General features: G+C 49.7%; 16 protein-coding genes and 1 pseudogene. 3 read left to right on the forward strand and 14 right to left on the reverse strand.

Features of this window, described 5'->3' with window-relative positions; genetic code table 11:
- Positions 1-117: 117 nt before the first annotated feature.
- The 9 genes from mobQ to LKD48_RS11205 all read right to left on the reverse strand — a co-directional run bounded on the left by mobQ (position 118) and on the right by LKD48_RS11205 (position 8,454).
- A complete protein-coding gene (gene mobQ / locus LKD48_RS11165) occupies positions 118-1,815 on the reverse strand; it encodes a MobQ family relaxase (RefSeq protein WP_055145320.1) in 1,698 nt (565 codons plus the stop codon).
- Positions 1,816-1,821: 6 nt separating this feature from the next.
- Positions 1,822-2,052 carry a hypothetical protein gene (locus tag LKD48_RS11170; RefSeq protein WP_055145317.1) on the reverse strand — a complete coding sequence of 77 codons (231 nt, stop codon included), beginning with the start codon at positions 2,050-2,052 and terminating at the stop codon, positions 1,822-1,824.
- A gap of 164 nt (positions 2,053-2,216) precedes the next feature.
- A complete protein-coding gene (locus LKD48_RS11175) occupies positions 2,217-2,423 on the reverse strand; it encodes a DUF3847 domain-containing protein (RefSeq protein ID WP_330375652.1) in 207 nt (68 codons plus the stop codon).
- Positions 2,424-2,608: 185 nt separating this feature from the next.
- Complete coding sequence (locus tag LKD48_RS11180; protein ID WP_055145314.1) at positions 2,609-2,983, reverse strand: hypothetical protein; 375 nt, start codon at positions 2,981-2,983, stop codon at positions 2,609-2,611.
- Complete coding sequence (locus LKD48_RS11185; protein ID WP_055145311.1) at positions 2,980-3,909, reverse strand: ParM/StbA family protein; 930 nt, start codon at positions 3,907-3,909, stop codon at positions 2,980-2,982. The genes LKD48_RS11180 and LKD48_RS11185 overlap by 4 nt, the downstream gene beginning before the upstream one ends.
- Before the next feature lie 283 nt (positions 3,910-4,192).
- Entirely contained in the window at positions 4,193-5,518 is a 1,326-nt protein-coding gene (locus LKD48_RS11190) for a DNA primase family protein (RefSeq protein WP_330375650.1), read from the reverse strand.
- On the reverse strand, positions 5,481-6,116 hold the full coding sequence (locus LKD48_RS11195; protein ID WP_055145308.1) for a CHC2 zinc finger domain-containing protein: 636 nt from the start codon (positions 6,114-6,116) through the stop codon (positions 5,481-5,483). Before LKD48_RS11195 ends, LKD48_RS11190 begins: the two co-directional genes overlap by 38 nt.
- 83 nt (positions 6,117-6,199) lie before the next feature.
- On the reverse strand, positions 6,200-8,248 hold the full coding sequence (locus LKD48_RS11200) for a recombinase family protein (protein WP_055145306.1): 2,049 nt from the start codon (positions 8,246-8,248) through the stop codon (positions 6,200-6,202).
- Positions 8,245-8,454: a transposon-encoded TnpW family protein gene (locus tag LKD48_RS11205; RefSeq protein WP_055145303.1), complete on the reverse strand. Its 210-nt coding sequence runs from the start codon at positions 8,452-8,454 to the stop codon at positions 8,245-8,247. Before LKD48_RS11205 ends, LKD48_RS11200 begins: the two co-directional genes overlap by 4 nt.
- A gap of 250 nt (positions 8,455-8,704) precedes the next feature.
- Here LKD48_RS11205 and LKD48_RS11210 point away from each other — a divergent pair, with 250 nt between their 5' ends.
- From LKD48_RS11210 to LKD48_RS11220, 3 genes are read left to right on the forward strand one after another with little or no spacing between them, the layout of a single operon-like run.
- Entirely contained in the window at positions 8,705-9,583 is an 879-nt protein-coding gene (locus tag LKD48_RS11210) for a hypothetical protein (RefSeq protein ID WP_055145300.1), read from the forward strand.
- 47 nt (positions 9,584-9,630) lie between these two features.
- Positions 9,631-10,557 (forward strand): hypothetical protein, encoded by a 927-nt coding sequence (locus LKD48_RS11215; protein ID WP_055145297.1) that lies wholly within the window; start codon positions 9,631-9,633, stop codon positions 10,555-10,557.
- Positions 10,550-11,917: an ATP-binding protein gene (locus tag LKD48_RS11220; protein WP_055145294.1), complete on the forward strand. Its 1,368-nt coding sequence runs from the start codon at positions 10,550-10,552 to the stop codon at positions 11,915-11,917. The genes LKD48_RS11215 and LKD48_RS11220 overlap by 8 nt, the downstream gene beginning before the upstream one ends.
- Before the next feature lie 60 nt (positions 11,918-11,977).
- Here the strand turns inward: LKD48_RS11220 and LKD48_RS11225 are convergent, their stop codons facing one another.
- From LKD48_RS11225 to LKD48_RS11240, 5 genes and pseudogenes are all read right to left on the reverse strand, one after another.
- Positions 11,978-12,349, reverse strand: a complete 372-nt coding sequence (locus LKD48_RS11225; protein ID WP_055145291.1) for a TnpV protein — start codon at positions 12,347-12,349, stop codon at positions 11,978-11,980.
- A gap of 134 nt (positions 12,350-12,483) precedes the next feature.
- Positions 12,484-12,582, reverse strand: a pseudogene (locus LKD48_RS16640) (recombinase family protein); the annotation flags it as partial.
- Between the two features lie 77 nt (positions 12,583-12,659).
- Positions 12,660-12,833 (reverse strand): transposon-encoded TnpW family protein, encoded by a 174-nt coding sequence (locus LKD48_RS11230; protein ID WP_002604472.1) that lies wholly within the window; start codon positions 12,831-12,833, stop codon positions 12,660-12,662.
- A 458-nt stretch (positions 12,834-13,291) separates the two neighbouring features.
- Complete coding sequence (locus LKD48_RS11235; protein ID WP_002604473.1) at positions 13,292-13,534, reverse strand: helix-turn-helix domain-containing protein; 243 nt, start codon at positions 13,532-13,534, stop codon at positions 13,292-13,294.
- Positions 13,518-13,955, reverse strand: a complete 438-nt coding sequence (locus LKD48_RS11240; RefSeq protein ID WP_002604474.1) for a sigma-70 family RNA polymerase sigma factor — start codon at positions 13,953-13,955, stop codon at positions 13,518-13,520. Before LKD48_RS11240 ends, LKD48_RS11235 begins: the two co-directional genes overlap by 17 nt.
- Positions 13,956-14,121: the final 166 nt, after the last annotated feature.

Raw genomic sequence — 14,121 nt, forward strand, 5'->3', positions numbered from 1 at the left:
ATTGCAAGCACCGGTATGGAAAACCCATACCGGTGCTTATTTTACGCTTGACGTATAGGGATTATCTCCATCCCCCTATGTCACAGACTTCACCTGAAGTTTCAACCTCCAGCACTTTTAACGTTCCATATCTCTGTTTTTCATCTTACGCTCAAGCCGCTCCGATCGCCGCCTTTGCCGCAGTTCTCGATCCATTGTCTTTTCCTGTGCATATTCGTCAAGATAGCCAGACACATCCCGTAGGCCACTCTCCATCAACCACCAACTGAACTTGTCGCCATAAGCCGCTTCAATGCGTTGGGCTGCTGCTTTCTCTCTGTCAGGTCGAAGTGCCTTCCGCTCCAGATAAAGCTGCAAGGAATCAAAGCCGGAAGCTTGCTCTTTCAGCTCGGCATACTCAGACAATGCAGCCTCCAGCTCTCCGGCATACTTATTCTCCTGCGCCTCAAGCCGTTTGAGATTATCTTCATAGCGGTCAATCTGGCGCTGGAAGATATCGCTTGTGGCGTCCTCTGGGTATTCCAGAGAATGAAGCAGCATAGCCTTTTCGCTTTTTAGCTCCTCTAACTTTTCCGTCAACTCGGCTATTTTGGAGGCAAGCTCACGGTGCCTGACAAAGTGGATCGCAGGAAGGGATTTCTTTTCAGCCAGTAGGGACTTCCGTTCTTTGGTTGTTTCCTTTATCTGCTGCACAAGGGAGCGGTACTGTGCCAGATTTGGCTTCAGAATATTCAAGGCACCGGTCATCTGTTTCTTGCTGCTGCGGATATGCCCTAACTGATAGCAGAAGATCAGCATATTTTCCCGCAGCTTTTCCAACGCTTCTGCAATAGCGGGCAGCGTGTTCTTCACCGCCTCCGTAATTTTCTTGAACTGCGCCTTCAGTTCCCGCAGGAGCCTGTTGTCCGCCTTGATCTGACGGTTGAGTTCGCACCTGTCGGACACGATACCTTTCTGTTCCAAAGCACGGGCAATCACGCCCTCGTGGATGGTGGGCTGCTCGTCAATGCCTCGCTCGACAAAGCTGCGGTGGTCGATGCGCTCCTCATGACCGTATCGCTCCAAATATTTGTTTGTCACATCTGCCCATGCTTTGCGCCAGATAAGGAGCTGTTCCTCGCTGTTCCAGCGTTCAGAAATGGGATTCTGTCTCCCGTATTTGGTGCTTTTGGGATACTTGCTGGCACGCTCATATCCATGTTCCTCAGCTGCGGATGGTGTCATATACACTTTCTTCCTGCCTACCTTGTACTGGTACTGTTTCTCCCATCCGTCAGCCTGTGCAGCCTTAAACTCGGCAGCGGTAAAGCCCCGTTCCTCACCGTCACGGCTGCAGAGATATTCCTTCTCCGTTTTGTATTGCCATTTGCCGCTTTCATCAAGCGGGCGCACCGTCAAGAGAATGTGGGCATGTGGATTATGACCCGGTGGATCAGGATCGTGGATTGCCAGATCGGCGCACATCCCGTCTGCGACAAATTGGTTTTGTACGAAGTCCGTCAACAGCGTCTGCCATTGCTCTAGGGACAACTCTATGGGCAGGGCTACCACAAACTCACGGGCTAAGCGGCTGTCCTTGGTTTTCTCGTTTTCCTCCACGGCGTTCCAGAGAACCTCTCGGTCTTGCCATGCGGGTGGGGCCATGTCCGGCAGGAATACCTCCTGCCACACAAGCCCCTGCTTTCGGGTGTAATCGTGCTGTACTCCGTCATAGTCATTGAGGATGTGGGAGCAGCTGAGATAAGCGGAGGCTGCACAGGCGGAGCGTCCGGCTCCCCGGCTGACCACCTTTGCCTCCAAGTGGTAAATTGCCATTTGCGTTCACCTCGATTCGTATTTTGTGAGGGGGTGGTAAAACGCCACCCCTTGGTTTCTGTTTCTCTTTGCAAAGAGAAAATGGGCTGCATTGCTGCCCATATCTGCGATAAAGCTGCCGGTGGCAGGTTTTCGCAGGCAGGAGGCGGGCAGAGTATCTGCCGGATTGGTGCGACAAGCAGCAATCTCTGCATCAGCAGAAGCGCCGACTGCACAGGGAATGCTGACTTGCGGCATTTCCTGCCCTCTCTGGAGAAGTGTCCGATGGACAGTTCGTGAAGAGCGCACGAGCCCGACCAACGGAAGGGATACCACCGCCTGCTTCGCAGGTGGTGAGTAAGTGCGCCCTTCGGGATAAAAAAGGAAGGGACGCCCCGGTTGCCCGGAACGCCCCTCGCAGATTAGTGTAGCTTCTCATATAACAAGTCCTCTAATTTTTCAAGCTCCATTTGCTGAGCCTCTGGAAATACTTTCTCCAAAACAGCGCCCTCCTGAATCAAGCGTCTGGTACGGGCCTTTCGCTCTTTCGCCCGATCCCGCATTTGTGCCTCCTCCAATCGGTGCTTGGCCTGCAATTCTTCCTTGGTCATGATCTTTTTATTTGCCATATCTGGCTCCTTTCTGCCGCTGGGCGGCTTCGTGATAGTAAAAAGCAGGGAACTGGTATCACACAGATACCAACTCCCTGCAGAACTGATGGTAAATTGTTTTCCTCATTCTGAGAATTGCCAATTTGGTAGCAAAGACGGATTGTATTGCCACCAACATAGTAGTAAAATCAAGAAAAGTAATTTCAAAAGCCGTCTGCAAAATCCAGCGCAGCTGAAATGTCCTCCTCGGTTTCCTCCGAAACAAGAGCAGCGGCAGGCTGTGCGCTCTGCATAAGCTGTAGGATACCGCCAAGGCTTACCGGCGTACAGCTCTGCAAGCTGCGTGAGATGGTATCCTCGATCCGGCTGAGGAAAGCGTCCTCCTTCTCCCGTGTTTCCAGATAGGGATCATCGGCAAGCTGCTTGCTACGGTCAAAGTAAGCGTTGACCGCCGAAACGACTGCCTTGCTGACTGAACGATATTCTCGCCTGTCAAGGCTCTGCAAATGCTCCCACGCCCTGCGGTCTGCTTCGTTCTCCAGATTCAGCCGAAGTGTTGTTGTGTAGATTTGCTTCATACAAGATCGCCTTTCTTTTGCATTTTCTGTGCAGACAGCAGCTCATAGCCCTTGGCTGTGGCGCAGATGTCATCATTGATCATCACCCGGCTGGCATCATATTCTCCGAAATTCTTCACCATGCAGCTTCCACCGCCGACAACATAGAGCCTCATCAGTTCCGGGTCATACTCATGCTCACGCAGTCTGCGGAAGATGCCTGCGGTGTAATCCCTCGCTGTGTTCTGGATAGCAGTTAGGTAGCGTTCGCTGATGTCTGCCGTCCCAAAGCGAATCACACGCTCCAGAATCGTATCATCTACCGATGCGCCAAACTGCCGCATGAGATTTTCCCGGACAGCAATCATGCACTGGTTTGTCCCGTACTTCTCCGTGAAGCACTTCTGAGATAGCGGACGGCGCTCGTTGATATACATGACATTCATCGTTCCGTTGCCAATGTCGCAAAGCATATTGATGCCCTTGAATCCCCGCAGTCTGTCCGCCACAGCGGAGAAGCCCTGCGGGAAGATGTCCGCTCCGGCAAACTCCACATGATAGCTGACACCACGGAAAATGAAATCCGCCATTTCATTCTGCAACAGGTACGCCTTGAAGCTATCCTTCTGTTCGCTGACCCAAGTAAGAGGGAGCCCCGCCGCCAAATGCACACGGGCAGAGGTCTGCTTGCGGATATTCAGCTCTCTTGCAATGGCAGCAAGGGTCAGAATATAGTAGTCACCGTCTGTCATTTTGTCAGAGATAAACTCCTTGTGACCTTCGCCCACGGTGTAATAGCTGCCGTTGTAGACAAGCAGATTGCTTTTGAAGGTCGGCTCCTTGTCAGAGATGATCACGCCCGTAGGAAAGCAGCAATGTGCAGTCTTGATATTCCCATAGCCGTGGTCGATGCCGATGATTATAGGGTTATTGTTCATATAGTTCATAGTTTGTCCTTTCTGCCGCTGTGCGGCCTTGAAAATAGATTGTTTGTGTACGGCTCTGTACGGTAAACGCCAGTGCTGTACGCCGCTGTACACCGATTGGTCTTTGGATTTTGCGTTTGCTTTGTCAAATCGCTGTTTATACCGCAAGAAAATGCGGTAATCGCAGCACATTGCACATAAAGAACGCTGATTTTGCGGTAAAATAGCTTTTTGAAAACGGAGTTGAGAACTGCCGTACATCGTGTACGGCATGTACGGCAGTTTTGAAGTCCAGTTCTCATATTTAATAAGGAAGCAAGTTCATCGCCTCCACTCCGATAAATCCACGCACCCGCTTTCCGGCTGCGTACACATTGTTGGTAGCCTCCACATTATAAAGCCGTTCATTCTGGGCCAGCTCTGAGCTGATACGATTTGCTGACATAGGCTTTTGTGCGTTGTCCTCGCACCAGCGGAGATAGGCTTCATAGATAGCCTTGGAGCTGGCTTCGCTGTCGGCCTTAAAGCGGATATAGCCCTCGGATTGCAAAAACTCGATCACATTGTTGCTGCTGCGCTTTACTGTCTCCATATTTTCTTTGGCTCTATCGCTGATGGTGAACTGATACTCGTTCCCAATCAACCGCCGCAGACCCTCCAGACACCACAAAAAGATGCCCTCACGCTCCTGTGTCAGCTTATCCACCAGAAATGGATCATCGGCTCGTCCTGCTGGCCTGTCCTTGGTGGTCAACACGATCTGCCTGCGGAAGAAGCCGTCTGACTTGTCGTGCAAAGCGGTTAAAGCGCCGTTGCCGAAGCAAAGAAAGCGGACATAAAGCTGGCTCTGATAGCTTTGAACACCCTTGCGTTCCATATCCATCTTGCACTCTGAGGTCACGATGGATTTGATATAGTTGGTCTTGGGCAGGGCACTCATATCCATATCGTCATCCACCATCAGCAGCTTGTTTTCCAGGTCTGCACGGCTGAAACGGTTGTTCTCTACCTTCTGGATGCTGGTGGTATTCATGTTATCTCCCAGCATGGAGCGCATTACAAGTCCGATTCGACTCTTTCCTTCGCCGCCCTTACCAATCATCAGGAGCATTTTCTGCCCCTTTGTGGTAGGCAATAGGCAGTAGCCCATATACTCCTGCAAGGTGGGAATGTCCTCCGGGACAAGCAGCTCGGATAAAAATTGCAGCCAGCGCACAGGCGGCGGTGCATCGGGGAGATAGGCCACACTCAGACGGTTGTTGCAATAGCTTTTGTCCTCGGTGAAACGCCCATCCAGAAAGAGTGTCCCGTTTGCCACATGGATACGGTCAGTCTCGATGGGCAGGGGCGGCGAATAGGCTTGCAGCTTGATACTGGCCAGCAGATTTGCCACCACCTTGGAAAGCCCGGAGGTCAGACAGCCGGAGATCTCCTCCAGAATGAGATTGCCGATTTGCGCCTCGTCCTCAATCAGTCCATCCACTGTGAACAGCCTTCCTCTGACACATTTCATGGGATGCTTTTTTAAGAACTGCTGACAAAACAGCACTTCGTTGATGCGTTTTCCATCATACCAATCGGGAATGCTTTCTTCAGGCGGCATAACCATTGGGGTATTCAATTCGTCCATAGGTTTCCTCCTTTCGCAGTTGTTCCAGACGCTCCTTTAGTGCTATGATTTCACCATCCGTCATCCAGTCCTGTACAATTTCCCGACGCTCATAGCTGTCACCAAAGGTGAGAATGTTCAGTTCATATTCAATCTGACTGAGCTTGTGGCAGGCTTCCACGAATAAATCATGGACTGGCTCATCCGGCGTTTGCGGCGCATAGTATGCTTTCCATTCCTCCAAGCAACGGTAATAGTCCGATAAAACAGAAAAGCACAGACGCTCGTTTTCTTTGAGCTTCTGTGCTTCTGTTCGGATACGCTTTGCATTGAGTGCCGCTGCGCTGGGCGGCTTGTCCGGGTCAAGATGAAAGTCTATCACCAGCTTCATGGCTGCGTCGTAGGGCTTGAGATCAAACAACCTTGCAGTGAAGTCAATGACATCTCCATGCTCTCCGCAGGTAAAGCAATAATAATGGTCGTTTGCCACATACAAGCTGGGGTGTCTGTCATTGTGAAAGGGGCAGAGCGCCTTGCCGTGCCGGTTGACCTCAAGGCCATACGCCTGTGCCGCTTCCCGCAGGCTGACGTTGTTTTTTACGGTTTCGAATAAATTCATGTGTCCTCCTTTGCGTAGAAAAAGCGGCTTGCCCTGATATAAGGCAAACCGCTTCCTCAAAATTTATTGTTTTATTGGAAATATTAAGCCGGAGAGGTAACTGTCTCCGCTGCCAGTTTTTCCTTCCTGTTCGCTGCATTGCGAACCCGCTGGCCTTTGATATGCCCCTCATATCGGCACTCATCACTGCAATACTTGACATTGCTTCTTGTGGTGGAAAAGGTCTTACCGCAGTTTTCACAAGTGCAGTCACGCCGCCTGTTTTCTGCCGCTTCCTGCCGGTAGAACTTCGCCCGGCAATTCGGTCCGCAGAACATAGCAGCCGAGCTTTTGGATTCAAATCCCTGACCGCAGCACTTACAGGTTAGCTGAAAAGGCTGCCCAACGGTGTGCTTCCCGGCCTTAATCAACTGATAGCGCTCCCGGCTTTTGATGCGATGCTGGCGTAGCTGCTCCTGCCGCTTGATTTCCTCTGCTGTCAGCTCCGGGGCAGGAAGTTCAAACTTTCCGATGAATTTCAGGAAGATTTCTACCTCCTGCGTTCTGTCCCCGTCGATGCGCTCCGGGGCATGAACGATGATTTTATCAATAAATTCATTGATCATCGGTGTAGTCAGCTCGGAGAAATCGGTGTACTTTTCTGCCAAAGCAAGGAACTGCTCTACACGGGCAGTATCTTCCTCATAGCTCGTCAGGCTTTCCTCCGTTTCTGCAATCTGTGCGGAAAGGTTTTTCTGTTCGACTTCGTACTCAGCAAGCAGGCTGTCAAAGCGTTCCTCAGAAATTCGGCCTACGGCAAAGGATTCATAGAGCTTTTTAATGATCGTATCCAGCTCACTGTGGCGCTTACGGTCTTTGTTCAGCTTTCGTTTGGCATCTTTGGCCGCCTCCACCTGCCTGACCTGTGAAGCGGCTCGTATCTTCTCGGTGAATTTTTCCCGATCTGCTATGGCAAGCTGGCTGACAGTGCGGATTGTCTCTAAAATAAGGATACGCAGCGACTTAGTGGTAATATAGTGCCCGCAGCAGTCCTTTCCATGCTTCTGATGTGCCAGTGTATAAGAGGAGCAGTCAAAGAAATCCGACGGATACGGAGTGCCTTCTGTACCGCCTCTGGAACGATGATTATACATCTTTGCGCCGCAGTCCGCACAGTATAAAAGCCCGGTCAGGGGATTGGCTTCGCCTATGGTATCAATACGCCGTGGCGTTTTCCGCAGTTGCTGAGCAAGCTCCCATGTTTCCGGCTCGATAATGGCCTCATGGGTGTTCTCGAAGATCAGCCAGTCCTCCTTGGGATTAGGAATAGAGGTCTTGTCCTTATATGACAGCTTGTGGGAACGGAAATTGACCGTATGCCCCATATACTCAGGCTTAGACAATATCTGCCCCACAATATAGCCGCTCCAGTTATAAGGATATGCGAACTCGGTCTTACTTTTCCAAACGCCAATGCCTTTCCTTGCAAAATAGACCGCCGGAGCTTCTACCTTATCTTCAAAAAGGATTCTGGCAATGTCATAGGGGCCTTTTCCCTCGATGGTCAGACGGAAGATGCGCCGCACAACGGCGGCGGCCTCCTCGTCAATCAACCAATGGTGCTTGTCGTTCGGGTCTTTCTTATAGCCGTAGATGGCACTGTTGGTGGTAGGCTTGCCTGATTCCCCCTTCACACGGATAGCGGTTTTCTGCTTGCGGCTCAGATCACGCAAGTACCACTCGTTCATGATGTTGAGGAACGGAGCAAATTCATTGCTGTTCTGGTCGTTGCTGTCCACGCTGTTGGCGATGGCAATAAAATGAATGCCATGCTGACGGAACATAACCTCCGTGTAAAAGCCGGTCTGCAAGTAGTCACGTCCGATTCGGGACATATCCTTTACGATCACACGAGCCACCTTGCCAGCTTCAATGTCTGCCACCAGCTTTTTCCATGCCGGTCTTTCAAATGTGCCGCCTGAGAATCCGTCGTCCGTGTAATGGGCAAAGTTTGTGTACCCCTGCTGTGCGCAATAGCCCTCCAAGTATTTCTTTTGATTCACAATGGAGTTGCTATCCCCAATCTGGTCATCGTCACGGGAAAGTCGTTCGTATAAGGCGGTGATCTTGTCCTCAGTCTGAATGATGCTCATGATGCGCTCCTTTCAGACTGACGGCTCATTTGTGGTACACCAATTATATCACAAGTTCCGTCGTTTGTAACTACTTCGTTGCGTATCATTCGTAAAATTTTATCCTCCATTGTCTCTTTCCCACTTTCACTGAAAGCGACTCTCACCTTGTAGGTGGTGCCGCCAATACGTCTTATCATATACTGTGCCTGTTTGTTTTTATCCATAGCGTTCCTCCTTGAAAAATTCATGTTCGTTTGATATACTAATGGTGGTTCCGACTGATGTAAGTCGGTGGCATCTTGTGTCATGTTTCATAAAGCTACCGCAACTTGCGTCCTCCTTTCTCTTGATACGGGTTGAAAAAGTAACCTAAATAACCGCTTATCAGATTACCCTCTCACTAATAGGAGAAATCCGGGGTGTAAATCGGAACTGTTTTTGAAAGAAATTCAAAAAATTTTCGGAGGTGAGGTCATGACAGATGAAAATAGAACATTTCTCCTGTTCCCGGATGACGGTGATGACCTAACCGAATGGGATGAAGCCTCCGATCTGACGATACAAAACGAGCAGTTAGAGGAAATCCTCTCCGAAGAACGAGCCTTAGAGCTGGAAAGAGAGCTGGAGCAGGACGAAAACCCAAGGGACTACACCGTAGAACTGGAGGACGAAGAGGAAGAAGCTGCTCCTGTCAGCGAAAAACGCTTAAAGCGCCAGATACGGGCAGAGGCGTTGGCACGGCTGGAGGATGCTGCAAGAACAGAGGACGACTTTCGATACGTTGTCAGCGAATGGGACAGGTTGGATCGGAATCGGGAACGACGGGAGCGTGACCATGAAAATCTCCGGGGAGATGTTCCGTTAGAATACATGGCAGTTCCCAATCCGAAGATGATTCCGCTGTATTTGAATCTGCCACGATACCGCCAGCTTGCCAGCGGCAATTTTCTGGATATCATTTTTTCTTGCCCCTATGAACTGCATGAGTTGGTTGCAAGCTCATTTATTTCTGAGCTGATACGCAGCCTTACCATTGATCAGAAGGAAGTGCTGTATTACCTGTCCATCCGGCAGTACAGCACCATACAGGTGGGTATGATACGGGGACAGACAGACCGAAACATTAGAAAGCTCCGAAAGAATATCCACAAGAAGCTGCAAAGAGCGGTTTATGATTACCTTTTGGAAAAACAGAACGACTGTGGAAGCCTAACGCTGCGGGAACGGCAGTTCTTAGAGGAATATGGGCTTTTGCTGAAAGCCTATGGCAAGGACGCCGTTATCCTCCGGGAGAACAAATCAAAGCCGAGGAAAAAGAAAGCTGCCCTTGGCAGCAGCAAGGACAGCGAATGATCTGATTGAATTTGATAAGCAGATGACCGAAAGGAAGGATTTGCGTTATGAATACATTTTTTGAGCAATCCCGTTCCCATTGGGTGCGGTATGAACGCTATGAAATCAAAACAGGCAAGGACGGGAAGAAATACATCACCCCGGCAAAGGATGCCAGGCCGGATGTCTATAACCCACTCAAGGAAGCCCCGGACATTGTGCTGGATGCTCTGAATGTGGGGATGCTGATGATGAACGGCAAGAAAAGCTCTGAGCCAGAGGTAGAAAAGGCAATCTTGGAATTTATTACCCACTATGGGCTGCTGGGCCTGATGACGGCCCTGCCCACCACGCCGTCCTTTATGGATTATGAGGCGGTATATCTGCCAAAGAACCATTTTATCAAGGAAGAAACGATGGAGACGGAGAAGTATCTGTCCCTGTTTTACCCCTTTGATAAGCTGGATGTGGTCAAGAACGGTGTGGAATCCAGTTGGAATGTGTCCAGCGACCGGGCAATGATTGCACTGACCATGACCTTTATGGACGAGCCGATGGCAAAGACCATGAGCTTCCAGCGGGCGTATGCAGAGCCTTACGATTGGGTGGCACAGCAACTCAAGGATTGGGCATTTAATATGCTGACCTCTTTCTTCTATTATAATGACTATGATTCCATGGAGGAAGAAAGCCGGAATATGCTGCGTAAGTCTATGGCTGCATTTGGCGGCATTGCACCCACCTATCATATAGAGCTGTTGGATAGGCCAACGATCTATTGGGATTTCCATTCCCTGCTGTTGGGGATTCAGATGATGTTCAGCTTCATGCTGGTGGACAGCACAAAGCCGTTGCGGATGTGCAAGCAGTGTCAGAAAGTGTTCCTGAGTAACCGGGCTAACTCCGCTTTTTGCAGTGCAAGGTGTAAAAATCAGTATAATGTTTATAAGAGCCGGGGAAAGAATAAATCAGAGGATGGTGATAATAATGCCTGAAAATCAGAACATAGAATGGAAAGCTAAGTGGAAGGATGACTATCTGGAATGGATTTGCGGCTTCGCCAATGCACAGGGCGGCAAGATTTATATTGGCTGTGACGATGATGGAAAAGTTATCGGCCTGCCCAATATCCGCAAGCTGCTGGAGGATGTTCCAAACAAAATCCGAAATGCCATGAGCATCGTGGTGGATGTCAATCAGCTGGAGCGTGACGGGAAAGAATATCTGGAAATCGTTGTTCCACCATATCCCGTTGCCATAAACTGCAAAGGTGTCTATTATTATAGAAGCGGCAGCACCATGCAGACCCTTTCTGGCCCAGAACTGGAGAGCTTCATTCTACGCAAACGTGGTGCTTCGTGGGATAATATGCCCTTGCCGGGATTTACGTTGGATGATATTGATGATGAGTTGGTCAAGAGATTCAAGACCCTTGCCGCCAAGAAGGGCCGGATCGACCAAAGCGTTTTAGACGAGGACAAAGCGGATTTAATGGAAAAGCTGCGTCTGACCAATGCCGGGTATTATACCAACGCAGCGATGCTGCTGTTCTGCAAAGACCCTGACCGCTGGCAGCTGGGCGCATACACAAAAATCGGCTTTTTCGAGAATGATGCCGATCTCCGTTATCAGGATGAAATTCACGGCTCCTTGTTGGAACAGATTGACAAGATCATTGAAGTCATCCATCTGAAATATATGAAAGCGAAAATCACTTACGAAGGGATGCAGCGCATTGAGCGTTATTTTGTTCCCGACGCTGCCCTGCGTGAAGCCCTTCTTAACGCTCTATGCCACAAGCAATATGAAAGCGGCGTTCCGATTCAGATCAGCGTGTATGAGGATAAGCTGTATATCGCTAACTGTGGTAGGCTTCCAGACAACTGGACGGCAGACAGCCTGATGTCCAAACACGCATCCCGCCCTTACAACACGGCGATTGCGAATGTGTATTATTTGGCCGGCTTCATCGAGAGCTGGGGACGTGGTATTGAGAAAATCTGTCAGGCTTGCAAGGAAGATGGAAGCCCGCTTCCTGCGTACACCGTGCATCCCGGCGATATTATGATTCAGTTTACAGCGTCAGAGGATCGGGTTATTCGATCTGCCACCTACAAGGTGACAGAAAAGGTAACAGAAAAGGTAACAGAAAAGGTAACAGAAACCTTGGATGAAAAATCCATGCAAATTCTGGCCCTGATTTCCGAAGATCCTGCATACACATCTACCACCATAGCAGATAAGCTATCTATCAGCAGAAAAACAGTTTCTCAGCGTCTGAAGGAGCTGAAGGAAAAAGGAATCATCGAGCGCATCGGGTCTGACCGAAAAGGCTACTGGAATATAAAGAGCTAAGTGATACAGAATTAGCCCCACACCAGCGTTCATTCATGCTGATGCGGGGCTAACATGTGTTTAGCAATATACAAGCTCCGTCAGAACAATTTCCTCTGCACGGTTATGAATGTTGTTCATGCGCCGTACCCATTCCATTTGATCGGTAGCTTTAAGTGCCTCGGTCACACCTTCCAGTCGTGCCATAGCTTCGCACATGATCTCCATACGCTGATTGCAGGATTTGTCTATCTCTGCAAGATGTTCATGCAGGGTGCAGCTTGTTAGGTAGTGTGCATAAAGGACGGGACGATGCTCTTTCAAGTAGCGGCGGCGCATACGGCCATACTTACCGATCTGATATTCCTCGGTCTCCGGCAGCGCAAGGTCGGGGATATAGTAATCGCCAACCTTCGTATATGTGCCGCCCATTTCTTCAAAAATAGACTTCATTTTCATGCTCCCTTCGTGCTAAAATGTCAGCAGTTATGCGGATTTTTTTCCTTTCCCACAACTGCCAGACCAATTCACCACAAATGAGCCGCCAGTCATGTAATAGTATTAGGCGGTAGAAACCACCCTCTACATATTACATCTTGGTGCTGTATGCTTCCGCTTTCTCCGGCTTGCATATCCTCTTGACTTAAACGGCAGTAAAGGGCGGTGATTTTATTCGACTGTAACATTAGTCCTCCTTTCCGACAGCCGAATAAACAGGTATAATGTGTTGCTATCATTATACCATATCCCGCCGCCTAATGCACTACTCGGACGCTAAAAATCCCGGATTTCCGGGCTTTTTCTGCAAATCCTTTACAATGAGTTTCTCAATCTTTTTATGGATTGTATCGGTTGCCTTTTCACTCGGCAACGCTTGAACAAGATAGGTGATTTTCCCTATTTTGCGTTCGGTTGTAATTGTCTGTTTTTTATCCATTAGAAAAACCTCCTTTTCCTGTATGGATAAACTATATTCGTCAAAAGGCAAAAACGGGCGGTTGTTAGCTGCAACCTCACGGGAGTTTCACCCCGGCCCATGCTTATGGGTGCGCCGCGCAATACTTTGAGGGTGTTCAACGCGGGAGTATCATTGTGCCGCCTTGTATGTCGTCGCCCACAAGCTGCTAAACCTGTTTTACGGCGCGGTAGTTCTCGCTCGGCTTTTCCCCTATGGGGAAAAGCTGTCATGGCGTACCCGCCGACTGGCTCGGTACAGACGGAATGTACCCGTTTGCCTGTTATGCTGCGCACCAAAGGCCGCTTTCTTTGTCAAAGAACAATAGGCTTTGTCGGCCTGCAAAAGCACATCAACAGCGGATATGCTTTTGCGGAACGACAAATAGCCCATAACGGGAAGCGTGGAAAGGGGACACGCTCCCCGCATGGGCTAAAAGATTATCCTACATGAAAAGCAAGGGTGCGGGTAATAAGGCGCACTTGCAGCCTGTTACGCATTTCCTCGTCCACATAGGAATAGGTATTGCCCGCGTCGTCTTTCAGCGTGCGGGTACAAAGTTTCGCTATGTAACCCTCGTAGTGCTTCAAGATCGCGCACATGGCGGTTGTGTCGCCGTTTGCCGCTGCGGAAATGACAGGGAACGGCAACAGATTTTCAGACTTCCTAACGGTATTCATCATCTGCTTTTCCCTCCAAATACTGTTTGATTTTCGCAAGCGCGGATTTCCTGTGCCGGAAAACCGTCGTGCGTACAACATTCAGCAGTTCGCCAATTTCCGCGTCGCTCATATCCAAGAAGTAGGACAAAAGGATAATGTCGCGTTTCCTTTCGGGCAAAGCGTTAAGGGCTTCGGCAAGCAGTTCATTTTTGACGAGTACATCAAAGCCGGACACTTGAAAACGGAAATAATCGCTTTCGTATTCGTCCGTTGTGAAAAGCTGCGCGAGTTCGCTTTCGCTCAAATCCGAAAAAGTAACTTCGCGTGCTGCGCGTTTCGCAAGAGTGCGGCGGTGGCTTTTCGCTTCGCCGACCAAAGTTTTCTTTGCTAATGCGTCGTACTGATGTTGTATTCTTTCCTTGTCGGAAGAAGATAGCTCCATAGAGTTCACCTCCTTCCCGCGTGGAGTAGAGGACGGGAGTTAAGGGCTTGTCCTCTCTGCCCCTTTCGCTCCGTACCCGTTCGGGAGATGGCTCTTGAGTGCGCTTTTCAGAAAAAAGTTGAAAAAAGCAAAATGCGCCCGTCCGCAAGACGCGGACGGGCGCAAA

This window comes from Anthropogastromicrobium aceti (assembly GCF_020687335.1).
GTDB classification, from domain to species: domain Bacteria; phylum Bacillota; class Clostridia; order Lachnospirales; family Lachnospiraceae; genus Anthropogastromicrobium; species Anthropogastromicrobium aceti.